Annotated in this window: 26 protein-coding genes, 2 tRNA genes and 1 other RNA gene; 7 read left to right on the forward strand and 22 right to left on the reverse strand. The window is 36.1% G+C overall.

The features are described 5' to 3' along the window. Window positions 1-123: 123 nt before the first annotated feature. A complete protein-coding gene (locus BN53_RS07720; protein WP_009560020.1) occupies window positions 124-1,281 on the reverse strand; it encodes a tyrosine-type recombinase/integrase in 1,158 nt (385 codons plus the stop codon). Window positions 1,282-1,355: 74 nt separating this feature from the next. After that, on the reverse strand, window positions 1,356-2,090 hold the full coding sequence (locus BN53_RS09295) for a helix-turn-helix domain-containing protein (RefSeq protein ID WP_009560021.1): 735 nt from the start codon (window positions 2,088-2,090) through the stop codon (window positions 1,356-1,358). A 122-nt stretch (window positions 2,091-2,212) separates the two neighbouring features. On the opposite strand from BN53_RS09295, the gene BN53_RS07730 reads away from it, so the two are divergent. From BN53_RS07730 to BN53_RS07750, 5 genes are all read left to right on the forward strand, one after another. Further along, on the forward strand, window positions 2,213-2,431 hold the full coding sequence (locus BN53_RS07730; RefSeq protein ID WP_009560022.1) for a GntR family transcriptional regulator: 219 nt from the start codon (window positions 2,213-2,215) through the stop codon (window positions 2,429-2,431). Next, the gene (locus tag BN53_RS07735; RefSeq protein WP_009560023.1) at window positions 2,432-2,872 is read left to right on the forward strand and encodes a hypothetical protein; all 441 of its coding nucleotides are present in this window, start codon (window positions 2,432-2,434) and stop codon (window positions 2,870-2,872) included. It begins immediately after the preceding gene. Window positions 2,873-3,008: 136 nt separating this feature from the next. Next, a complete protein-coding gene (locus tag BN53_RS07740; RefSeq protein ID WP_009560024.1) occupies window positions 3,009-3,326 on the forward strand; it encodes a hypothetical protein in 318 nt (105 codons plus the stop codon). Continuing rightward, the gene (locus BN53_RS07745; protein ID WP_009560025.1) at window positions 3,326-3,595 is read left to right on the forward strand and encodes a helix-turn-helix transcriptional regulator; all 270 of its coding nucleotides are present in this window, start codon (window positions 3,326-3,328) and stop codon (window positions 3,593-3,595) included. Before BN53_RS07740 ends, BN53_RS07745 begins: the two co-directional genes overlap by 1 nt. Before the next feature lie 85 nt (window positions 3,596-3,680). Continuing rightward, window positions 3,681-4,610, forward strand: coding sequence for a replication initiation protein (locus tag BN53_RS07750; protein ID WP_009560026.1), 930 nt, complete (start codon window positions 3,681-3,683; stop codon window positions 4,608-4,610). Between the two features lie 609 nt (window positions 4,611-5,219). Here the strand turns inward: BN53_RS07750 and BN53_RS07755 are convergent. The 3 genes from BN53_RS07755 to BN53_RS07765 form a co-directional block, all read right to left on the reverse strand. Then, on the reverse strand, window positions 5,220-5,672 hold the full coding sequence (locus BN53_RS07755; protein ID WP_009560027.1) for a hypothetical protein: 453 nt from the start codon (window positions 5,670-5,672) through the stop codon (window positions 5,220-5,222). 318 nt (window positions 5,673-5,990) lie between these two features. Further along, a tRNA-Gln gene (locus BN53_RS07760) sits at window positions 5,991-6,063 on the reverse strand. A 5-nt stretch (window positions 6,064-6,068) separates the two neighbouring features. Further along, a tRNA-Glu gene (locus BN53_RS07765) sits at window positions 6,069-6,140 on the reverse strand. Window positions 6,141-6,227: 87 nt separating this feature from the next. On the opposite strand from BN53_RS07765, the gene BN53_RS07770 reads away from it, so the two are divergent. Further along, on the forward strand, window positions 6,228-7,244 hold the full coding sequence (locus BN53_RS07770; RefSeq protein ID WP_009560405.1) for a serine hydrolase domain-containing protein: 1,017 nt from the start codon (window positions 6,228-6,230) through the stop codon (window positions 7,242-7,244). 67 nt (window positions 7,245-7,311) lie between these two features. Here the strand turns inward: BN53_RS07770 and BN53_RS07775 are convergent, their stop codons facing one another. The 4 genes from BN53_RS07775 to BN53_RS07790 form a co-directional block, all read right to left on the reverse strand. Next, window positions 7,312-7,506, reverse strand: coding sequence for a hypothetical protein (locus tag BN53_RS07775; protein ID WP_009560406.1), 195 nt, complete (start codon window positions 7,504-7,506; stop codon window positions 7,312-7,314). A gap of 165 nt (window positions 7,507-7,671) precedes the next feature. After that, entirely contained in the window at window positions 7,672-9,063 is a 1,392-nt protein-coding gene (locus BN53_RS07780) for a DHA2 family efflux MFS transporter permease subunit (RefSeq protein ID WP_009560407.1), read from the reverse strand. A 132-nt stretch (window positions 9,064-9,195) separates the two neighbouring features. Continuing rightward, a complete protein-coding gene (locus tag BN53_RS07785; protein WP_009560408.1) occupies window positions 9,196-10,533 on the reverse strand; it encodes a glucose-6-phosphate isomerase in 1,338 nt (445 codons plus the stop codon). Between the two features lie 112 nt (window positions 10,534-10,645). Further along, the gene (locus BN53_RS07790; RefSeq protein WP_009560409.1) at window positions 10,646-11,260 is read right to left on the reverse strand and encodes a VanZ family protein; all 615 of its coding nucleotides are present in this window, start codon (window positions 11,258-11,260) and stop codon (window positions 10,646-10,648) included. A 146-nt stretch (window positions 11,261-11,406) separates the two neighbouring features. Here BN53_RS07790 and BN53_RS07795 point away from each other — a divergent pair, with 146 nt between their 5' ends. Further along, entirely contained in the window at window positions 11,407-13,587 is a 2,181-nt protein-coding gene (locus BN53_RS07795) for an LTA synthase family protein (protein WP_009560410.1), read from the forward strand. A 51-nt stretch (window positions 13,588-13,638) separates the two neighbouring features. On the opposite strand, the gene BN53_RS07800 is transcribed toward BN53_RS07795, so the two are convergent. From BN53_RS07800 to comGC, 13 genes are all read right to left on the reverse strand, one after another. Beyond that, window positions 13,639-15,090 (reverse strand): sensor histidine kinase, encoded by a 1,452-nt coding sequence (locus BN53_RS07800; RefSeq protein WP_009560411.1) that lies wholly within the window; start codon window positions 15,088-15,090, stop codon window positions 13,639-13,641. Beyond that, window positions 15,090-15,821: a response regulator transcription factor gene (locus BN53_RS07805; RefSeq protein ID WP_009560412.1), complete on the reverse strand. Its 732-nt coding sequence runs from the start codon at window positions 15,819-15,821 to the stop codon at window positions 15,090-15,092. The genes BN53_RS07800 and BN53_RS07805 overlap by 1 nt, the downstream gene beginning before the upstream one ends. Next, window positions 15,821-16,213: an SdpI family protein gene (locus BN53_RS07810; RefSeq protein ID WP_009560413.1), complete on the reverse strand. Its 393-nt coding sequence runs from the start codon at window positions 16,211-16,213 to the stop codon at window positions 15,821-15,823. The genes BN53_RS07805 and BN53_RS07810 overlap by 1 nt, the downstream gene beginning before the upstream one ends. A 30-nt stretch (window positions 16,214-16,243) precedes the next feature. Continuing rightward, on the reverse strand, window positions 16,244-17,209 hold the full coding sequence (gene manA, locus BN53_RS07815) for a mannose-6-phosphate isomerase, class I (RefSeq protein ID WP_009560414.1): 966 nt from the start codon (window positions 17,207-17,209) through the stop codon (window positions 16,244-16,246). 56 nt (window positions 17,210-17,265) lie between these two features. Beyond that, entirely contained in the window at window positions 17,266-18,426 is a 1,161-nt protein-coding gene (locus tag BN53_RS07820; protein WP_009560415.1) for a MalY/PatB family protein, read from the reverse strand. Beyond that, complete coding sequence (locus BN53_RS07825) at window positions 18,416-19,318, reverse strand: DUF3737 family protein (protein ID WP_009560416.1); 903 nt, start codon at window positions 19,316-19,318, stop codon at window positions 18,416-18,418. Before BN53_RS07825 ends, BN53_RS07820 begins: the two co-directional genes overlap by 11 nt. A 218-nt stretch (window positions 19,319-19,536) precedes the next feature. Next, window positions 19,537-19,901: a transfer-messenger RNA gene (gene ssrA / locus BN53_RS09510) on the reverse strand. Window positions 19,902-19,952: 51 nt separating this feature from the next. Further along, a complete protein-coding gene (locus BN53_RS07830) occupies window positions 19,953-21,140 on the reverse strand; it encodes an acetate/propionate family kinase (RefSeq protein ID WP_009560417.1) in 1,188 nt (395 codons plus the stop codon). Window positions 21,141-21,177: 37 nt separating this feature from the next. Beyond that, window positions 21,178-22,179 carry a class I SAM-dependent methyltransferase gene (locus BN53_RS07835; protein ID WP_009560418.1) on the reverse strand — a complete coding sequence of 334 codons (1,002 nt, stop codon included), beginning with the start codon at window positions 22,177-22,179 and terminating at the stop codon, window positions 21,178-21,180. A gap of 173 nt (window positions 22,180-22,352) precedes the next feature. Further along, window positions 22,353-22,892, reverse strand: a complete 540-nt coding sequence (locus tag BN53_RS09300; RefSeq protein ID WP_009560419.1) for a ComGF family competence protein — start codon at window positions 22,890-22,892, stop codon at window positions 22,353-22,355. Next, window positions 22,870-23,085: a hypothetical protein gene (locus BN53_RS07845; RefSeq protein ID WP_009560420.1), complete on the reverse strand. Its 216-nt coding sequence runs from the start codon at window positions 23,083-23,085 to the stop codon at window positions 22,870-22,872. Before BN53_RS07845 ends, BN53_RS09300 begins: the two co-directional genes overlap by 23 nt. Beyond that, window positions 23,072-23,500, reverse strand: coding sequence for a prepilin-type cleavage/methylation protein (locus tag BN53_RS07850; protein ID WP_009560421.1), 429 nt, complete (start codon window positions 23,498-23,500; stop codon window positions 23,072-23,074). The genes BN53_RS07845 and BN53_RS07850 overlap by 14 nt, the downstream gene beginning before the upstream one ends. Next, window positions 23,487-23,849, reverse strand: a complete 363-nt coding sequence (gene comGC, locus BN53_RS07855) for a competence type IV pilus major pilin ComGC (RefSeq protein WP_009560422.1) — start codon at window positions 23,847-23,849, stop codon at window positions 23,487-23,489. Before comGC ends, BN53_RS07850 begins: the two co-directional genes overlap by 14 nt. Window positions 23,850-23,855: the final 6 nt, after the last annotated feature.

Here is a 23,855-nt window from a genome sequence, read left to right on the forward strand (position 1 = left end):
CATTACGGCAAATTACTATAATTGGGATATTGGGAATCATACCAAGCCCCCTTAAATCGTTGTTATATCAAGGTTTAAAGAGTTAAATTAAAAATTTGGTCCCCGAATTTGGACCCCTTGACCCTAAAAACCCACATATTCAGCAAACTTTTCAGCTGTTTCACCCTTTTTGTCTTTTGTAACGTGGGTATAAATATTTAAAGTTGTTGCGGTGTCTGCGTGTCCTAGCCGTTCGCTAACTTCTTTTATTGTCCTACCAGCTTCAAAAAGTAATGAAGCGTGCGTATGCCTGAACCCGTGTATTTTAATTCTTCTAAGATTGTAAGCCTTACATATTGCACGGTTCCATTGGTCGGGCTTTGAAACTTGTGTAATACCATTGTTAGTATTAGCAAAAATAAAATTATTCTTGCTTAAAAAATTATATCCCAGCTGTAACATTTGTTTTTGCTGAATAGTCCGCCACTCTTTCAAGTAGTTCATTGTCTGCGTGTCCATGTCTATTAGTCTAATACTGCTTGCTGTTTTACCGTCTGATAAGTAAAGTCGGTTCTTTTCGCCAGTAGTAACCGACTTAGTAATATTGATAGTATTACTTTTAAAACTAATATCTGACCATTTGAGGGCTAGGCACTCACCTTTTCGCATCCCAGAAAATGCCAAAAGCCTAAAAAATACAAAGTATTTAAAATTATAGCTCTTAGCACATTCTAGAAACTTCTTTAATTCATCCTTTGAGTAAAAGTCATGAAAAGAATTTATGTTTTTAGGCGTTTTAGGTCTAACAACTTTACTCATTGGATTTTTTTCGATTACTTCTATATCTATTCCATAATTTAGCACATTGGATGCATACCGCAAAAAACGCTTATAAGTTCTAGGAGCTTCAATAAACCATTCATTAACTGCTTGTTGACACTTTAAAACGGTTAACTTATCAAGAAACACATTGCCCAGCTGTTTTAAAATGTGATCGTTGAAATATCTAACAGTTGTTACGTATGTGCTCTCTTTTACCGTGTTCTTATAGTTTTTAAGCCACATTGCGTAAAGGTCTTTGAATTGCATATTTTTGCTTCTTACTGGTTCATATTCACCCTTTACCACTTGCAATTTTAAGGCTAATAAACTTTCAAGCGCTTCTTGCTCTGTCAAAAAGCCAGTTTTTTTAATTCTAATAGACTCCCCCGTCTTATCATCTTTACCAACGTAAAGACGAAACATAAAACGTTGTTTTCCTTTACCTGTCTTATAAGGAACTATTTTTGTTTCATCTTTCATAATTAAAAGCCCTTCTAATAGCCCACACACCTTAAAATGGCTAGAAAAAACTTTTTACTATGAGGGATGCATTACTAATCTAAATACTTTTCAACCTTTTCAGCGTCAATATTTGGGTTATCTGGTAGCCCTTCAAGTGATTTAGAAAAGCTATTAATGGTATCAACTAACTTATTATTGAACTCCAAAACCTGCTTCTTAGTTCCATAAGTTGTAATTAAATCTGCTACATTCAAACATTGCTTAATATCTGGTTTAACTTCTGTGTTAAATCGCATATTAATTAGGGATGCATTACTATTTTTTTCAATTTCCTTACTAATCTTAATCATGAATTCAAATGTAAGCTTATAACGGCTAATAGTATCAAAATCAATTGTAAAATTTTCAGGGTGTTCGACCCCGAAAGCCTTTTTATAATTAGCATCAAAGATAAAACCAAAATATTTAAGCCAGTAATCTTTTACGCTGTCTGTTAATTCTTCTAATTGCTCAGCTGTAAATAATTGTTCTGGTTTAATTGCATTGATAAAGTCTAAATAATAAATGATTTTAGGTCTTAGCATTGAATTCTTATCCAAGTAGGAATTATTAAACACAGTTAGTAATTCTTTTTTGCTGTATGTGTTACCTTTTAAATAATCTATACTAGAATCAAGTATTTTAGATAATTTGGAATAAGAATTTTCATTTGGTTCCCGTTTGTCGTTCTCATATAAGCTTATAGCTTGTTGAGTTGTCCCTATTAACTCAGCGAGCTTTTTTTGGCTTATTTTTTTTGCTTTTCTAGCTTCTTTTATTCTATTCATGTTTTCACCACCTTTATTAAAAATATCGTATCATAGTTTCTAGCAAAAAGTTACACCTTTGCTGTTGTTTTTGCTGAAAATGTGTTCTATAATGTAAAAAACATCTAACGGAGGTGTAAAAAATGAAACTTAGCAATAAACAAGCAATTGCATTAAGACGTTTACGAGGTGAAAAGAATTTAACTATAACCGAATTAGCAAAAGAACTAGGCGTTAATGTCTATACTGCTAAAAAGGCGCTTGTAACTGATAATGCTAACTTTAACCCGACAACGGTTAATAAAATTACTAATTGGATTATTGACCAATACACACCAATTACAGTAAGCGAGGTGAAATAAATGAAGGCAGAACACAAGGAACAAAAAGAAAAAATTCAAATGGAATTTGATTTTCTAGCTCCTACCCCTATCAGTTTTAGGGATGAAATAACAAAGCTCACTAAATCAGAAAAGGCGCTTTATAAAATCATCCCTACGGGAAAAAAGAACGCTGTAAATACTAAGCAATTAGCAAAAACAATAGGCGTTGAATATAGGCGCATAACTGCGCTAATTCAACAAATAAGGCGCAAAAATATTGCTATTTGTTCAAGTCAAGAACCTAATTACAGTGGTATTTATAAGCCGGCTAATATTGTAGAGTTTGCGGAGTTCTTTAATCGTTACCAACGGGCAAACCGTGAGAGAAACAAAACGGAGACCGCTCTTAAATATTCCGAATATGGAATTAAACTTTTAACGTGTGGAACGACAAAAAAGCCACCTGATAAAAGCAATTGAATTGCTACAAGCACTAAAAAAGCCCGTTACACGGCTAATGTAACGAGCTTTAAACAATAATATTTATAAATTTTTTACAGTTACGATTATAGCCCACACACCTTAAAATGGCTATCAGAAAAAAGGACTTTTAACAATGGTAGAAAAGACAGAAAAGGAATTTATTATTTTCGATAAGTACGGAAATGTGCATTATACAAGCAATTTAAAAATTAAGAAAAGCGTTTCAAAGCCTTTAAACTCTTATATTTTGAAGTGTGATGCATCCCTATTCTTGGATTTAACGGAGGTGTTTTGTCTCTTTGTTCATGATTTAGATTTACATAAGTTTTATTCATGGTATGAGATAGATAATTCATTTGTCGAATCAGAGGACGGAACAAGTTTTTATAGAATGGCAAACATAGCTGTTAAACGCTATATAAAACATGAAGGATTGAAGGAGCTTAAATAATGCTATTTCAACTAGACAAAAACGAAGAAACAGAATTAAAAAAGTACGTTCTAACAATTGTAAAAGATGCTATTAAAAGCGGTATTGAAAACAATAAACCTTATCTAACTAGAAAAGAGGTAGCAAAGTTTTTGGGCGTTGCTGAATCAACTGTTACAAATTGGGTATCATTAGGGATGCCAGTTGCAATTATTGACGGGCGCAAACTTTACGGCAAACAAAGCATTTTAGAATGGCTTAAAAGTCATGAAGTAAGTTCTAAGCAATAGAAAAGCATCCCTAAAAGGGATGCTTATTTGTTTACGAACATGTGCAAGTTTATTAAAAGTATTCAAGTATAGGATAGTTCAAAAAATGGAAAAAAACAAGTTTATTATTTCCAGCTGGAATAGTAACAACCCAGTTAAAGGGTCAAAATTTGACCCCCACCAAAAAAGCCTTGAAGAAATTTGCTATATTTCCATTGATTGGATCACAATAACAGGGCTATTTTTAAAAAGCTCAGCAAAACAGGAATTAACTTCTATTGGTTGGGTTATTGCTAAGTCAGTAAATAGAGAGGTATTTAATTTAGAGTTGCAAGAAAAGAAAATCAATCATATTACTAACAAAGTCGATATAAATGTAAAAGCACGCATACAACCTAATGAGTATAGAGACACTTGGAGTCTAAGAACGTCTAATCATATCACTAAATCAGATAAAGAAAAGATTTTAAAAGCTGTCTCCTACTTCATAAAGCCTAAAATTACTAGAATCGATTTAGCATTTGACTTCATTAATTTCAATGATGCAGGGATGCATTATAGATTTTATAAGACAGGCACGAAGACAACAACAATAACTAATACCAGTGGTAAGGTTGAAACTATTTATTGCGGGTCGTCTAAATCTAATAGACAATACAGGTATTACAACAAATTGAGAGAACGCACGAACAATAAAGCGGAGGACATACCAAAAAGCTATTACAGTTGGGAACGGCTAGAATTAACCACCAAAAACAGGGATTTAGACCATGAAGTAAAAAGAATGTTAACATGTTTCAAGCGTCCTAAATATGCTAGCAATAATTTAAAAGGTACTGCGAAAATAGCATTTATAGGATTGTCGGAGCATCCCGAACTAATAAGCGTGCTATCTAAGAACACAAAGAAAAAATACAAGGAATATTTAGAAAAGTATCAAGGATATGATGCCAATTATTCCGAACTAGCTTTAAAGGTATTCAATGCAAACAAAACAGAGATAGTAAAAGAGATTGAATCATTTATCAAGGAATAGAAATGTTTTTTAAGTAGGGTCAAATATTTGAGCGTTTAACTGTCCCCACCAAAAGTATTTATTATGATAATAATAAATACAGAGATATAAACGGTCGGGCAAAAATAAAAAGCGTTTTTTCGCATCATGGCTGTAATTTATTGTTGGAGGGTCGGGCACTGGTTAACCCTATCAACTAATACAAATGGCTTTATATCAAGCTTTATTTAAAGCGACTAGGAATTATAATTCACTACCCACACGAAATACAGTTCATGGGATGCAATAATATTAGGGATATGAGGGCTAAAAGCCCTTTTTGTTTTACTTCAAGTTAAAAAACCAATCGAAGAAAATCGAATATAGGCGAAAATGCTATAATACAGGCGTTTTTTAAAGCTTGTAATAGTTATGTGCTTACAAATTGAACACATTAAAAAAGAAAATGTTTGCTTTATCCGGACAAATTGGACACATTAAAAAGAAAATACTTGCTTTATCCGGACAAATTGGACACCCTAAAAAAGAAAATGTTTGCTTTATCCGGACAAATTGGACACATTAAAAAGAAAATACTTGCTTTATCCGGACAAATTGGACACCCTAAAAAAGAAAATGTAAAGATATATGCTAATTTTCTTCTAAAAGGTCTGGTAACTCTGACACATTCCGTTTAATCCGCCAGTAATTCAAACGTTCAGCAAATTCAATGCATCCCTGATTTAATTGTTGTCTTAGCTTGTAATTTGAAAAGCTTAATTTAATTGCTGTTTGTTCCTGCGTCAATTGCTGAATGTACAAACTATATAAAATAGTCTTTCTTTTCTGATATTCAAAGTCGGAACAATCGTACAAGGCTAAAAGAATTGTAATTGCTATATATTGGGCTCTGTCTGCCTTATCGAGCGTGTTTATTACGTTTTCTTCTAACCCGTTTACATTGCTTGTATTGGTAGCTATTGCATCAAAATTAGCGCTTTTAAGCGTTGTCGGACGTATTCCGCCTAATTGGATATAATGCCAAAAGTCCCCCGTTAAAAATGATTTTACATTTGAAATAGTATTCTTTTCGTTTACTGTCATGATAATTATTCCCCCCTGCTAACATTATACAGGACGCAAAAAAGCACCCCTGTTAGGGATGCTTTAAGGTAGTACAATAAAATGTACTAAGTAAAGTAAAATGCTTTATCTAACCATTTTAAGGCGCTTTAAGGCTATAATAAATAATACAGTATACCAATTTTATAAAATTATTGATAACTAACAAATTTAAAAATTTGGTCCCCGAATTTGGACCCCTAAAAACAAATTTTCAGCTAATTCCACGTAATCGCAAAAAACAAAAATGCCGTAATGTCGGGCTTTTAAGCTATCCCACATTACGGCAAATTACTATAATTGGGATATTGGGGCTCGAACCCAAACATCCAGGAACCAGAATCCTGTGCCTTACCAATTTGGCTATATCCCAATAAATCACCCGTACGAGAATCGAACTCGCAATTCCACCTTGAGAGGGTAGCGTCTTAACCATTTGACCAACGGGCAAATTCAACATTAATTATTATGATAGTATTTCATAGCCTTGTCAAGTGTTTTCGACTATAATGAGTATCATTGAAAGGATTGGAAAATATGATTGATTATCTTGAGACACAACATCTAATAGACTCTCTGGTTACTGAAAGAGTAGTACCTGGTGTGAACTACGCTTTCATTCATGGCGACCAAATTTTCTCTTCAACTGTCGGCTTTGCCAGCATCTATCCTGAAATCACTCAACTAAGTCCTTTTGCACAATATGATTTAGCCAGCTTGACCAAGGTAATTGCAACTGAAAATGTCTTATTGAAGCTCTATGATCAAGGAAAACTCAATTTCACCGAAAAGCTTTCAGACTTTATTCCTAGTTTTGCCAATACGCCTATTCGTCTATCCCACCTTCTCACCCACTCCAGTGGTATTCGTGGCTGGATTCCTCACAGAAACGAATTAAATCACGATGAGCTAATCGATGCAATCGTGCATCTTCCAGTTACTGATGAGTTCGAGCACAAAATGCGCTATGCAGATACGAATTTTATTCTGCTAGGACTAGTTATCAAAAAAATATTTGGTCAGCCTGTACAAGATGTAGCGATGCGAGAAGTTATCAAGCCAATGAACTTGGCTAATACTACTTTTCATCCCCAACCAGAAAAATGCATTCCAACTGCCTTATTAAATGATCAAGTCTTACAAGGCCTAGCCCATGATCCAAAGGCCAGACAATTAGGTAGCGACTGCGGTTCAGCTGGTCTGTTTTCAACACTTGAAGATCTCATCAAAGTCAGCCGCGGATTTTTAGGCCTAGACAAAGATATTCTCCCCTTTAGCCAAGAAACCGTTAGTCTATTGTTTGATAACAAGCTAGGCCAAGATCTCAAGCCACGCTCTTGGGGATGGGATTTAAGATTCGATCCTAATCTGCACTATCCAATCATTCTACATACTGGCTTTACTGGAACTTTAATTATTCTAGACCGACATCGCCAATCTGGTTTAATTTTATTGACTAACCGAGTACATCCTACAGGTATCAATACAATTTTCCTAACAATGCGCGAAAAAATCATTCAATCATTTCTTAAAGAAAACTCCTATAAATGGTAAAAAGACGATTGGTGTTCAATCGTCTTTTTTCTCACATTCATTCATCCAATGACTATTATAATCTACCTTACATCCGATTTTCCATAGATTTTTTTGATCCTGATGAAATTAAGCTTACTACCAAGTCAATAACAGATTGCAAGAACATGCCACCTGCCATCCAGTACATCGCTAACATCATCTGTCCAGTAAAAGTATAGTAGGCAGTAAAGCTATAAATTACTACCCACAAGAACTTCAAGAACAAATTATCTACCATCATAATAAAATACCCCCGCTTCTTTATCTAAAGCTATTATAACGCTTTTTATTAATCGTGAAAGCGTTTTCCTGAAGTTATTTATTGACACGATGTCAAGAATTGAATCAAGCTTTATTTATCAGTTTTCGTTATTTTTATAAATAAGCAAAAAATTTTTCCAAACTACTATTTAGTATGATTTTTTTCTTTCTTGTAATTAAACAATTTGAAGTAGCAGAAAATTATGATCACAACCAAAATAGCTGTCATTATGAAAGCCATTTGACTTCCCTTAGCCGTTGCAAGTTGGTAATTATTAGCACCTGCTTGATGGATACTGATAATCGCTGCCAAAATTGCAGTACCTAATGATCCTGCTAATTGCTGGGCTGTTTGGCCAACAGCAGTTGCATCTGATTTGAGCGAATTGCTTTGTCTTTTCAGCATTTCTGCCATGGTATTGCTGAAAGCCATCTTATGCCCAAATGACACAAAAGTATAATAGATGACAATTATCACAACAGTTAATTTTGAACCAAGTACTGAAAAACATGCTGTCCCTATCAGCATCAATGTAGCACCGCCAAACAGTGGCAACTTGCCGCCAAACCTGTCATATAACATACCAAAGACTGGATTTAAAAGAGCTGATGCAATGCTTCCAGGCAATAATGCTAGTCCACTAACTAGTGAAGTTTGCTTGTCGACAATTTGAATATAGTTAGGCAAAACAAAACTAATCCCGATGTTGATAAACTGCAACAAGAAGTAGGCCATCAGTCCATAGTTAAAAGCTTTATTTGAAAAAACACTCAAATTAATCAAAGGAGAGTCAATTTTTGCTTCGTATTTGACAAAAGTAATGAAAGAAGCGATGGAAATAATAACAAAAAGCCACAATTGCCAGTCTTCAAATCCATTGCTAATTTGATTTGCCGCTAAAGTTAAGGTAATGAATGCTAGACTCAAAACAACAAATCCGAGCCAATCGAATCTTACTTTTTCTGCTGGTCGGTAATTTTCCAGAACTAACAGGCCGCAGACCAAAACAATTATTGCAAAAAGCGATGCAATCAGAAAAATAGATCTCCAGTTAAGATAATAACTAACAAAACCACCAAAGGTTGGTCCTAAAGTTGGCGCTAGTGCAATTACCAAACCTGCAATCCCCATGTAGCTTCCCCACTTATTCTGAGGCATAATCTCTACAATCAAGTTAAACATCAATGGCGTCGAAATACCTGCACCAGTTGCCGATAGAATTCTACCTAAAAGAACTAGGCTAAAGCTTGGGGCAAATGCACTAATCAACGATCCAATCAGAAATCCCAAAGCAGAAATTATGAATAGCTTTCTTGTCTCAATTCTTCGATTCAAAAATGATGACGTAACCATTACTATCGCAATAGTCAATAAATAGCCAGTGGTCGTCCATTGCACGGTATTTAGATCTATCTTGAATTGTTTCATCAAAGCTGGATAAGTTACATTCAAGCTAGTTTCCGTCAAGATTCCAACAAATGACATCATCGAAGCAGAAATTATTGCCAGAGTATGTTTTGCATTTTCTTTTTGCATCAAATTCCTCCATTTATTTTGAAATAAAAAAGTAGAAGCGGTAAAAATGCCGTTTCTACTCTTTCTTTAGTTATTGCTAACTATATTAGGATGTATAAGAGTCATTCCTTATACTGAGTATGATTTGTTTTATTATAAACGACTTACTAAGTCATCGTGTAAGTCTTCGTAACCTGGCTTGTTCAAAAGACCAAACATGTTACGCTTGTATGCTTCAACACCTGGTTGGTTGAATGGGTTAATACCGTTAAGGTAGCCTGAAATAGCAATTGCTAATTCGAAGAAGTAAATCATGTAACCCAAAGTGTGTTCAGTTTGATCTGGAATGTTAACAGTCATAACTGGTACGCCACCATCAGTGTGGGCCAAAACTACACCTTCGTATGCACGGTCGTTTACGTAGTTCAAGCTCTTGCCTTCCAAAAAGTTCAATTGATCCAAGTTCTTTTCATCACCTGGGATAGTTACATCGTGACGTGGGTTTTCAACGCGGATAACTGTTTCGAACAAGTTACGCAAACCTTCTTGGATGTATTGACCCAATGAGTGCAAGTCAGTAGTGAAGTTTGCACTTGATGGGTAGATACCCTTTTGGTCCTTACCTTCTGATTCACCCATCAATTGCTTGCACCATTCGCTAAACATTCTAAGGCTTGGTTCGTAGTTTTCAACAATTTCAGTAGTGTAACCCTTACGGTATAAGATATTTCTCAAAGCAGCGTATTGGAATGGTGATTGCTTAGACAAGTCAGTGTCTTGGTAATCTGCGCGAGCGTCAGCAGCACCCTTCATCAAAGCGTCGATATCTGCACCTGAAGCAGCGATTGGCAACAAACCAACAGCTGAAAGAACGCTGAAACGACCACCAACATCATCAGGAACAACGAATTCTTCGTAACCTTCAGCATCAGCTTCAGTCTTCAAAGCACCCTTTTGACGGTCAGTAGTTGCGTAAATTCTCTTAGCAGCTTCTTCCTTACCGTACTTCTTGATCAACTTGTCCTTGAAGATACGGAATGCTACTGATGGTTCAGTAGTAGTACCTGACTTAGAAATAACGTTGATACTGAAGTCGCGGTCGCCTACCCATTCGATCAAGTCGTACAAGTATGAACCTGAAAGTGAGTTACCACAGAAAACAACAAATGGCATGTCAGTCTTTTCCTTGCCGTAGAAGTTGCTGTTTAAGAATTCAATAGCTGCTTGTGCACCAAGGTACGAACCACCAATACCAATACAAATCAAAACTTCTGAATCGCTTTGAATCTTCTTGGCAGCTGCCTTAATTCTTGCAAATTCTTCTTTGTCGTAATCAACTGGCAAATTCAACCAACCACGGAAATCGCTACCTGCACCAGTGCCATCTTGCAATTCGGCGTTAGCAGCGTTAACCATAGCTTGCATTTCGCTTAATTCATTTTCGTGAACAAATGCGTCTAATTTACTACTATCAAAATTAATTAAACTCATATATCTGCTTCCTAACTAGATAAAAATTATTAATTTCACAAGACTATTTTAGCAATCTTACCTGATAAATTCTAGTGCACATAAATAAAAAAACAAAGAAACTGTAATTTGTTTAGCTTCTTTGCTTCTTTCTTGTAAAAATCCAAAAAATAAAATATCCCAGCAACATCCCACAGGTATTGAAGAAAACATCATCTATATCTGTGACCCCTGTTAGCAAAACAAATTGAAAGGCTTCAATCGTGATTGAGATTAACATCCCTGCCAAAACGACTCTCAATAAAGTCTGCTGCTTTGAAAAAACTATCGGCGTCAATATTCCCAGCGGAATAAAGCATAAGATATTGCCAAACAAATTGTAAATAAAATCGACGCTGCTTTGAGCATAGATCATTTTCCAAGTTTCCTTGAAGAAAATCAGATTAATATCGCTCAGTGGCCGATCCCAATAAAAAGTTAGCTGCCAAGGGAAGTATGATTTTCTAAAAGTCGTAAACATAAAGAGAAAGATCAAATAAAATGTCCATAGCCATACGCTGGCTTCGGATTTTACCGTTCTACGATGTCTAATGCATAACAGCCAAATCAGCCTAATAACTGCAAAAATCAAAAAATAAAATATTGTCTTGTCTAAAGCTAACATCCCCAGCTTGATCAAGGCGAAGTGGTTAATACTGGTGGCATATTTCCTAGCGAGGATGGTGTAAATTGGACCTAAAAATAGCATTGAAGCAGTTTCCTTTACTACATGATAATTACTATTATACCCATTTTGTATGCTACAAATTTATAAGAAATTGCTAACTCTCCAAATTTAATTGTTTTACTTGATCATAACCTTTAAAATTATCTTATCAAAGGAGAAAAACAATCTTGAAAAGACAAAAACTAATTGCCTTTATCCAAACTAGACCGGGCTTTTTCACCCTTTTAGTTTTGCTATATTGGCTCAAATATTTGATGGTGGCTTATTTTGACTTCAATCTTGGACTTAGCGATCCATATCAGCACATCATCATGTGGACCAGTCCATTTGGAGCATCCATCATTTTATTAAGCATTGGCTATTATTTCCCTAAGCCTGTGGTTTCTTATATTGTTACCCTTGTGCTAGATTTTGCCAATACTGCCTTGTTATTTGCTAATGTACTCTATTATCGCCAATTTTCTGATTTTTTGACGATTAAGACTATGACTAATGTAAGCAAGGTAGCGCCAGGCCTTGGAAAAAGTTCCGTTGCCTTGCTTCATCCAACAGATTTATTCATTTGGCTGGATCTAATTGTCATAGTAGCTTTACTGCTGGCTAAAAAAATCAAAATCGATCAAAAATCTTACGGAATCTCTAACTCTTTTGCCGTAACTTCGATTGGGGCATTTTTGCTAGGATTAAATATGTTTTTGACAGAATCATCCCGTCCGCGGCTATTGAGAAATACTTTTGATCGATCTTACGTGGTCAAATATCTCGGGCTTAACACCTATACCGTCTACGATGGCATCAAGAGTGCGCAGACAGTTGAAGTTAGTCGCAACGCCAATTCTTCTGACTTAAACAAGATATTGACCTACGTCAAAGAAAATCACGCTCCAGCTAATCCTCGCTACTTTGGCATTGAAAAGAACAAAAATGTGATCATTATCCACCTGGAAAGTTTTCAACAATTCTTGATCAATCTAAAGGTTAACGGCAAAGAAGTTACCCCATTTTTGAATTCAATCTATAAGAACAAACACACTCTAGCCCTTTCTAACTTCTATCATCAAGTTGGTTTAGGTCGAACTAGTGATGCAGAAAACATGTTAGAAACCAGTACTTATGGTATTTTTGACGGTTCTTTATTCACTTCTTTGGGATCTGAAAATACCTTCCAAGCGGCTCCGCAAATTCTAAAACAGGATGGCTACACATCAGCAGTCTTTCACGGCAATGTTGGTACTTTTTGGAATCGAAATGAAGTCTACAAGAATATGGGCTACAACTATTTCTTTGATAAGAATTACTTCTCTAATCAGAATAAAGATGCAATTGGCTATGGCCTAAAAGATAAGCTGCTATTTTCAGAAAGTATTAAATATTTGGAGCAAATGCAGCAGCCATTTTATGCAAAATACATCACGGTTACCAACCATATTCCATTTGACATGGATAAAGAAGATCTTGATCCAAGTTTTAAGACGACCAATACTAGCGATCAGACCATCAATAATTATTTCCAAACCGCCCATTATCTCGATCAAGCTATCAAAGAATTCTTCACTTATCTAAAGAAATCTGGCCTATATAAAAACAGTATGATAGTGATCTATGGTGACCACTACGGCTTAAGCAATTCCGAATACCAGGCTTTAGCACCCGTTATTGGCGAACGAGCTGATACTTGGGACAACTACAACAATATCCAAATGCAGCGCGTTCCATTTATGATCCACTCAGCCAATTTAAAGGGTGGCATCAAGCAGGAAGTTGCTGGCGAAATCGATGTCTTGCCTACCCTTTTGCACCTACTTGGCATTCACAATAAGAACTATGTTCAATTCGGCAATGACTTATTATCGCCAAAATATAAAAAATGGGTCGTCTTTAGAAATGGAACTATTGTCAGCCAAAAATACGTAATCGTTGGTAATAAGGGCATTAAAGGAACTGTCTATAACCGTGAAAATGGTCGACAAATCGTCAATTATACTCAAGAAGAAAAAGTCGAGATAGCTCAACTAACTAAATTAGCCCAACTATCTTTGAAGTACTCTGATTTGCTCAATAATCATAATTTGCTTCGCTTCTACACTCCGGCAGGATTCATCCCTGTTGATCCAACTCAGTATGATTACATGTCAAACTACCAACAAATGGTTGAACTGCGCAAGCAATTAGGCAAGGCTTCAAGCTCCTTATATAGCCATAATCACAACCGAACTACTACTAATTTGTACAAGACGGATGCACCTGAATTAATTAATCACCAAGATGAAATAACTCAGATTCCGTCATCTGTTTTAGAAAATAAATTAAATACCAAGTCATCTACTGATAAAAGCAGTAGTAAGTAATTAACATAAAAAGGGATCTGGCCCAAATCGGCCAGGTCCTCTTTTTATGTTTTATTTAGTCTTTTTTTCGTGTCCTTCATCATAAAGGATAATTGTAAAAGTAGATCCCTTCTGCGGAATCGAATCAACATAAATTTCGCCGCCATGCTGCGTAACAAGTGAAGATACAATTGCTAACCCTAAACCTGATTCACCTGTACCAGATTTGGTTCTTGATGGATCGGCCTTGAAGAAGCGTTCAAAAATGTACTTTGACTCTTCCTCAGTCATTCCAATTCCAGTATCCTCAACTTGGAACTTAGCACCGTGAGATACTCGTTTAGCTCGAATGGTAATTTCGCCATCATGGGTGAATTGAATCGCATTTTGGATCAAATTTACCATCATTTGCGTGAAGCGATCTGGATCAGCATAAACGAAAATGCTCTTAGGAATCTCTAGCTTCAACTGATCATTGGCCTTGCTGGCATTTTGTTGCATTTGATCTTTAACATTGATCAATAGATCTCTAGCATCAAACTTAGTCTTGATCAATTTTACGCTATTGCTACGAATTCGCTCGTAATCCAGATTTTCATTAACTAAGCGAATAAGTCTCTTAGTCTCTTTATTCATCAACTCAATCGACTTAGGCTTAGAATCTTCAGGAATTGCATCATATTGCAATCCCTCTAAGATTCCATTAATTGTAGTCAGTGGAGTACGCATTTCATGTGCAACGTCAGCCATAAACTTATCGCGGCGTTTTTCCTGCGCCTTGATCTCTTCGCTTGATTGCTTAAGCTTTTGAACCATATAGTTGAAGTTGCTGGCTAATTGATCAATTTCATCATGATTCTTGTGATCAATCTGAACATCAAAATCGCCTCGAGCAACCTTTTGCGTAGCTCGTGACAATTTTTTGATCTTGGTTGTTGAGTAATATGCCAAAATCAAACTCAAAATAACCCCAACAATCAAGCTGACTAACAAGGCATTGATCAAGTTCTTCTTGGCCATTTGAATTGGCTTTTCAACATTTCTAACAGTCGAACCAATCCAAACAACGCCAACTAGCTTTTTGCCATGGAACCAAGGAAAGAGTACACCTGTATAAGCATTTTTGGTTGTACCAATATAGGAAGTCTCTGTATTGTTGTTCTTAATTCTAATTTCCTTGCCTTTTTTCAGAATTTTGAATACTGATGGTGCGAGTTTAATTTTCTCACCATTGGTATTGGGATAAATCTGAACTGAGTTTGCATCAAAAATTTGAATATGAACTTCATCGTCTCGCAAAACATATTGCAATTGATTCAAAAATTGATTGTTTAGCAGTGCTGTCCCATCTTGAGAATTGCTAGCTGCTAGTGACCCTAGCGATTGAGCATAGCCTTCCATTCGATGGAAATTCTGCATGTAAGCTTGATTGCGGGCATAATCCAGTTCGGCATAGCCGATGATTGATACCGTTGAAACAATAATTAAAAATAGCCCTAAAAGATGTTGATATATTAGTTTCATTATTTTCCTACTTGTGAATCATCAAATTTATATCCAACACCCCAAACAGTCTGAATAACTTGTGGCCCAACTTTTTCAAGTTTTTGGCGCAATTTTTTGATGTGAGCATCTACGGTTCTTTCTTCACCATAATACTCATAACCCCAAATAAGTTCAAGCAATTGTTCTCTAGAAAAAACTTGCTTCGGCTTTTGACTCATTGTATATAACAATTCAAATTCCTTTGGTGTCAATGTATTAACATTATGACCATCGAATAAGACTTCTCTTCTTGATTTAGAAATCTTAATATGTGCTGTTACGACATCATAATCTTCATTTTGACTTTCTTGATCAGTCTTAAAGCTGCTCTCCTCCATCATAACGCGACGGTGGAGTGCTTTAATCCGCGCAATCAAGGCAATCGGACTAAATGGCTTTGATACATAGTCATCAGCACCTACTTCTAATCCTAAAACCTGATCAGATTCACTACCGCGCGCCGTTAACATGATAATTGGAACAGTTGGCGTTATTTGTCTAATTTCTTTGGCAACCTGAATCCCATCTTTTTTGGGTAAATTCAAGTCTAAAGTAATGATGTCATATTTGGTTGGGTTTTGTCTAAAAATTTCAACAGCTTGCTCACCATCAGTGGCAATATCTTGTTCCCAATTTTCTTTTCTGAAAAACATCCCCATCATTTCAGCAACAGAAGTGTCATCTTCTACCATTAAAATCTTTAGTGTCATTATTTATCCCTAAATCCCTTTGTTCTAGTTTTCTTTACTTTATCCGGTTCAACATAGTCGGGTGGCAAATTGCCACGCTTTTCCAAAAATACCTTGAGTTTCTTTTCGGTTGCAATTATGGGAAAAATAATAAAAAGATAGAACGTCAACAGCCAAACTAAGAAGTAGCGATCCCAGTTCAAAAAATGAATTATTAATCCTAAAACAAACTGAATCCCGCCAAACAATATGTTGTAATACGATGCCCACTTCTGAGCAAACTTAAAACTATCTTGATTGACTTGAGCTAGATAAGATAAATATCCATATATTCTATTAGGGGTTTTGGCTGGAGAAATCAGCCATAGCAAACCCACTACCATTAACAATCCACCGCAAGCAACGAAGATCACTAAATTCCACTTCTCTCTAAAATAAATTAATTATTCTTCACCAGGTGCAGAAATAACTAATCTCATTTTACCAGTGAAAGTAAAATTCTTCATCTCATTTGGAATAATCAAATTGCTGCCTAACTTAAGATCCCATTCTTGGCCTTCAGACTTCAACTTTCCTTCCCCCTTGATTACCGAAACCAAAAGATAAGGATGTCCATTTAAACTACTATCCCATTGTCCATCTAGATCAATTTGCCATAGATAAAAATGTGGCGATACAGGTGGCTCAACCAAGGTTTTGATTTGTGCATCTTGATCGCGGTGAATTTGAACATTCAACTTTGGATCAACATGCGGAACTGTCGTTACATCGATTGACTTTTGCGTATGAAGTTCACGCTTTTGGCCGGTCTTTGAATCAACGCGGTCATAATCATATAAACGATAAGTAACGTCACTTGATTGCTGAGTTTCAATAACTAAACTACCCTTGGTCAAGGCATGGATTGTTCCTGCTGGAACGTAGAAGAAGTCACCTTCCTTGATTGGAACTTTGCGCAATAACTTATCCCAATCTCCTTCTTCAATCATCTTAGCTAATTCTTCGCGGCTATGAGCGTTGTGACCATAGATCAAGTAAGCACCCGGATCAGCTTGTAAAACATACCAGCTTTCAGTCTTGCCTGAATCATGTTCAACCTTAGCAGCATAGTCGTCATCTGGATGCACTTGAACTGACAAGTTATCATTGGCATCCAAGAACTTCACCAAAAGTGGAAATTCCTTGGCCTTAGGATTGCCAAACAATTCTGGCTGTTGATGATACAAGTCTCTTAATGACAAGCCGGCAAATTCGCCATTTGTCACTACAGATGCATCGTCTTTATAGCCTGAAATAATCCAAGCTTCGCCTACCTTACCTCCAGGTATATCATAATTAAAAATTGTATTTAATTTTCTACCACCCCAAATTTTGGGTCTAAAATATGGCTTTAAAAAAATTGGTTCCATTAAAATCACCTCATTTAAACTATATACTTTTTTAGTGATCAAATGAAACCCCTTTTTTATTTGTTAACAAATTTATTTACACCTTTTGCTAAACGGTTCATCCCATCTTTAACCAAAGATAGTGGACAAGCTAAATTGATACGAATAAATTCAGGTCCATTGCCACGATAAACCTCTCCAGCTGAAACTATCAAGCCGGTTTCTTTACGCAAAAATTCTGCCAAAGTAGCCGAATCGGTATTTAACTTACTAATATCAATCCACATCAGATAAGTAGCTGTGCCAGGGACAACTTTTAAGATCGGCAATTCATCAGCAATAAATGAACTAGCGTAATCAAAATTGATATTCAGCTGTTCTATCAACTCATCTCTCCAAGTCTTGCCCTGAGTGTAAGCGGCAATTGTTCCAGGAATTGCCAACAAGTTAGGTTCAGCTAACTCATCGCTATTAAGTCCGCGGCTAACGGATTGACGCAAATTCTTATCAGGAATAATCACCGTAGCAGCATGCAAAGCGGCAACGTTGAAAGTTTTGCTTGGCGATACTAAAGAAATTGTCTGCTTATGATGCTTTAGCGCAAAAGCTGGCGTGTAGTCGACCCCATGGCGAATTAAGTCACCATGAATTTCATCAGATACCAAAATTACATGATGCTTTTCGCAAAGAGCGCTGATTTTTTCAAGCTCATCTTTTGTCCAGACCTTGCCAACAGGATTATGCGGATTGCACAAAATCATCATTGTAGTCAGTGGCAAGGACAACTTTTCTTCTAAATCATTCCAATCAATTGAATAGCTGTGGCCATCATAGTGCAAATCGCTAGAAATGACATGACGGCCAGCATTTTCGATTGAATTATAGAAAATGTTGTAAACAGGTGCTTGAACCAAAACGTTATCAGCTACATGCGAAACTCTTCGCACAATTGATGATAAAGCAGGGATAACTCCTGTCGCAAAAATCATCCAGTCCGCTTCTAGATGGGCATTATGCACTTGCTCATACCACTGGATAACTGCATCGAAATATTCTCGATCAGCTTCTTCATAGCCAAAAGCTTGCAGAGCCAATTTTTCCTTCATAGCTTGAATGATCTCTGGGCAAACTTTGAAATCCATGTCTGCTATCCACATTGGCAACTCACTTGCTTCAACATCCCATTTAATTGAATTAGTGTTGCGCCGATCGACTATTGTTTCAAAATCATATTTCATATTCTTTCACCTTAGGAGTTTGATTTAAATCTGAACTATCCATTCTCTTCAAAATGTTATTGCAGATAACTTGCGTCTTATCTGGATCAACTTTCGTCTGATCCAAAATTAGCGTTCCAATTTCAGGAGCAACAATTCTACCTGAAATTGGATTTTTCACACTAACTAGAGCATTATCTACTTCTATGTCAATCCTACTACAATATTCAAATAGCAACTCAGAATTTAAAATTTTACTATGCTTGATAGTCAAATTGTCGATATAGTTCAATCCTTGACTGCTAGTAATTTGACAATTGATCAAAGTAATATTCTTGGTATTCCAAGCCAGGTATTCGCCATCGATAACTGAGTCATAGATTTTGACATTTTCGCAATTCCAGAAGGCATCCTTAGAAATAAAGGTCGAATTATGGACCTCAATATTTTTTGCTCCATCAAAAACATAGTTGCCAATCACTGACACATGATCTAGGAAAATGTCTTGACTATCCTTGCCAAAGTAATCTCCATTGATAGTCGAATCTGTTATCCTAATTTGCTTGCAGGACCACATAGTCTCTTCAGCATTGGCAAAATGAACATGCTCTAAGTCAATTTGGCTGCAACGGCGGAACAATTTAGGCGCTTGCAGGGCTGAACTACTGATTTTAATATCATCAGTATACCAAATGCCACTTCTAGCCATAGTTTCAAACGTAGTATTGTCGACTTTAATATGTTGGTCGTACCAAAGAGGATATTTCCAAGTAAAAAAAGAGTCCTTGATTTCTAAATTGCGAGCTTCTTTAAGTGGCGACTCCCCTTTGCCAAAAGTAACTCCCTCAAGTTTTGCATCTTTTAAACCGTATAAAATTCTTTCCCCAGTAAAATATTTGTTTGTAATTTGCACAATAATCACCTCACGTTACTATTTATTTTAATTCTTTGATGTAGATAGTCTAATAGTTATTGCTATCGATTATCTATAACTAAAAGTTATTTTTAAATTGTTGAAGGCAAAATATGAAGCCTAAAAGGGCAAATTTGGGAAAATTTTAAAACGAGGAAAATAAAAAAATGCCTTAATATCAACGTTTATAACGTATTGATATTAAGACATTTACCCTGTGATGGAGATGAGGGGAATTGAACCCCTGTCCAAACGCATCCCGTCACTGACCTCTACAATCATAGTTATATTATTTGAGCTTCACTAGTCCAAAACGCCATATAACAGGGCTAGAATGAACTAGCTAACCTGTTAGACTCTTTTTAACTATTCAGGTGAGGTAGTTAAACGTAACTCGCTAATGTTGATACTTATAACTGGCCACGAGTAAGCTAATTATAAGCAACACATGCGCTAATTAAGCAGCTAATGCGTAAGAATTACTGTTTTTTGCAGTTAAATTTTAAGTAACGTTTTTACGTAGACGTAACCTACGAATCGCAGTCAATGCGGATCTACGCCTGTCGAATCCCAAAACATCCCCTTGAGACTCTACTATTTTAACATAATCCGCATCAAAATGCGACTAAGAGACTTACTTGTCTAACTTAGCCAATCTAACTACGTCGCGTTCAATCATTAATTCTTCATCAGTTGGCACAATCAAGGCTTGAATCTTTGATTCTGGCTTAGAAATTATCTTTTCGCCATTAGTTTTGTTAGCTTCGTAGTCTCCTACTAAGCCCATGAATTCTAAGTCCTTCATCACGCCTTCACGAATACCTGAGTCATGTTCACCAATACCAGCAGTAAAGGTAATTGCATCAACACCGTGCATTTCTGCAATGTAGCTACCTACATAAGAAATTACTCGACTGATAAAAATCTTTCTAGCAAGATCAGCAGTTGGCTTGTCACTCTTGATCAAGTCTCTCATGTCTGGTGAAACGCCAGATATACCTAGCAAACCAGACTTCTTGTTCAAGATTTCAATCATTTCATCCATTGAGTAGTGTTCTTTTTCCATAATAAATTGCAAGGCTGAAGCATCAACATCACCAGATCTAGTTGCCATTGTAATACCAGCAAGTGGTGAAAAGCCCATCGAAGTATCAAATGACTTGCCATCTTTTACTGCTGTGATTGAAGCACCTGAACCTAGGTGCAAAACGATCAACTTCAAATCCTTAACGTCTTTGTCCAACAATTCTGCAGTACGGTTAGCAACATAACGAACTGAAGTACCATGAGCGCCGTACTTACGAACCTTATACTTGTCGTAGTATTCATATGGCAATGAGTACAAGTAATGAACAGGATCCAGAGTTTGGTGGAATGATGTATCAAATACACCAACTTGTGGTACACCTGGAAGTAACTTCATGAACGCTTCAATACCACGACCTTCTGCTGGGTTATGCAATGGAGCATATTCCTTCAAGTCGTAGATCTTCTTTAATTGTTCTTCATCAATTAAGGCAGAATCCTTAAAGTATTCTCCACCAGCCACAATTCTGTGACCAACACCAGCTATTTCTGCGAAATCTTCAACAACGTGGTACTTCTTTAAACTATCAAGCAAAAGCTTAACTGCAACTTCTTGATCTGGAACTGCAACTTCTTCAAAATGTTTTGTACCATCAGGTAACTTGATCTCAAATGTAGAATCAGCTAATCCAACACGATCAGCAATACCTTCTGCCAAAACTGATTCATCTTCTAAAGAGAACAATTTATATTTAAAAGTTGAACTTCCTGAGTTAATTGCTAAAACTTTCTTCATGAAAAAACCTCCAAAATCACCAATAGTAATTCACAAACTAATCATTAGTTTCAGTATACCACTCATTTAGCTTAACATTAAGCTTAAACAATGCCTCTTCTTGCTTGAGAGAGTCCAACTTTGTGAGCAAAACCCTACTAGAATAAGCGCTTTCACCATGATTTTGGAAAATTAAAATTGTTTTTTGATTTGAATTATTTTGAAACATTTTATCTGGCAAATCTATAATTGCCTTCAAATATACTTTATTGGAAAGCCAAGGCATGAAATCTGCTCCTGTTTTTCCAGATAAAATTGACTTAGGTACAACTAACATTGCGTAGCCAGATTCTTTCAAGTTTTTGATAATTTGTTCAATGTACAATAAATGTGCAAATGAATGGCCTTTATCGCTCTTTGTCGCGAAGTTTTCGGCATTTTCGTCAATTGGGTAATAACCTACTGGCAAGTCGCTGACAATTAAATCTGGATCCTTAATCATCCAAGGAAGCAAAGCGTCTTGGTGATATAGCTCAATTGGCAATTTATTCAAGTGGGCTGCAATATCAGCTAGATCCAACATCTCCTCATCATTATCTATCCCATAAAGCTCAAAGTTGTCCTTAGAGTGGTTCTCAGCTTTCAATTGCTTTGCCACGGTATATAATAAATTGCCTGAACCAATAGCTGGATCAACAATTTTCAACTTTTGATTTGGCAATAGCTTTTGAATAAACAAAGCAAGCACTGTTGCAATAATTGGTGGAGTTGGCATTTGATTAAAGTCTCGACCATCTTCATTAACAGCCTTTAAAGTAAGAAAAGTAAATAATTGTGATTTAATTTTGGGGCTGAGATTGTCATAATCGAGTTCTTGATAAAGTTGACCAAGCTTAGCAACCGTCTCTTGGTCTGGTGCTCCCATTTCAACCTTAATTCGGTCATTTTCCAAATTATCAAAAGTTTCAGTCAACGCTTCACCGAAGGAAACATTTAAGGCTTCCTGCAATGTGACTACGCTTTGAACGAATTGATTGAATAAATTTTCAAGATTTTCCATAAACTACCTACTTTCTATTCCTTTACATTTTAAATAAAGGGAAAAATAGGTGCAAGTAAAGTCAATTGGATTCCAAAAATTCGATAATCAATTGACTACTTTTCATACTGTCTAGGTAAAGTTCGCTATAAAATTGCAAAAACAATAAGCAAGTAGTTAAAACCAGTATGCTACTAAGTAGGGCGCTGGCTTTTACCTTTTTTGTCTTCTTTGTCATGATCTTTTTCTTTGTCCTTATCTTTGTCATCTTCTTGGTCTAGCTTGAAGTATAAGTAGGATACGCGACCATCTTTTTCTGTCAATATGATTCGAATTCTATCTTTATTGGTTGAAAAACTTGTACTAGTACCCTTAATATTAAGCAACAATGGCATATGCCCACCTTTTGAGCCTCTAACTCTGATCATATTGCCATATTGTTCAATGTAATAAATCTTTTCGTCTGTAGCTTTTTTAATTTTAAAAGAAGCTATTTTAAAGCTTGAACCTTGAAGATTAGCCACAACCTTCTCGACATCATCATCATGAATAAAACGGTAAAATTGCGTATATGCATAAGCAACATCTGTCTGATGAACAGATTGCCTATGAGCATCACGCAAGCTCTGCAGAAGCATTTGCAAAGTAATTATAACAACTGTAGTAATTAAGATCGCTAGCATTGCTTCTCCAAGCAAGAAGCCTTTAGCTTTAACGGGTGTATTCTCTGTCATGAATTATCACCCGATCTAGATCTTTATTTTCTTTTAGCATGTGTTTAGCTAGAGCTTGATCCTCTCGTTTTTCCATTTTAAGTTCGTTTTTCTTGAAGTTAACAATTGTCATAGAAAAAATCGAAACGCCAATCACTGTAATCAAAAGTGCTACGATTGCTTCAAGCAGTAAAAAGCCTTTAACCTTTTGCATCGATTACCCGCCCCCACGTCATTTGAAAATTGAGTTTTATACTTTTTCCGTTTTCAGCTTGCAATGAAATAGAGGTTGGCGGAGTATTGCCATTTTTAGAGATTTTAACCCCACCTCTTGTCAGTAGTTTAACTGAATCTGGTAAAAATAGCTGTTTATCATAGCCACCAGTAAATGTTATTTTCCTAGAAGCTGGATAATATACAACTGAGCTGCCTTCTTCCTGAAGCAAGCTATATTTAGCCGCCTGAGCCATCGTAACCTTAACTTCTCTAACCGCACTTTCAAAAACTAGCTGCTGTTGATATTTCTGCAAATTCAGCGTTCCAATCGTTGTCAACATCACTACTATCAGCAAGACAATAATCGTCTCCACCAACGAAAAAGCTGCTAGATAAGGCCTACGATTTTCCATTCTTATCGACTATCTTTCCAGAGTCCTGATATTCATAGCCATATTTGCCAAACTTCTCAACTTGATCCTTAGTGAGCATCCCTTCATTAACCAATTCCGACAAGCCCTTTGGCGTTTCATTGTGCTCTACTCGATACAATTCGACTTGAGTTTCAACAGTTTGCTTAAGTGCAACCTTGCTCTTGTTTTCAGCTGTTTCGCGCTGCTTAGCTAAATTAGGCGCAACAATAATCAATAAGATTACAATGATCGCAATCACAACCACCATTTCAATCAAAGTAAAGCCTTTTTTCTTGCTTTGCTTCATTTGCTTCAAACGGTTAAACAATTTCTTTTGTAGTTTTTTCATTTTTTA

This window comes from Lactobacillus pasteurii DSM 23907 = CRBIP 24.76 (genome assembly GCF_000297025.1).
GTDB classification, from domain to species: domain Bacteria; phylum Bacillota; class Bacilli; order Lactobacillales; family Lactobacillaceae; genus Lactobacillus; species Lactobacillus pasteurii.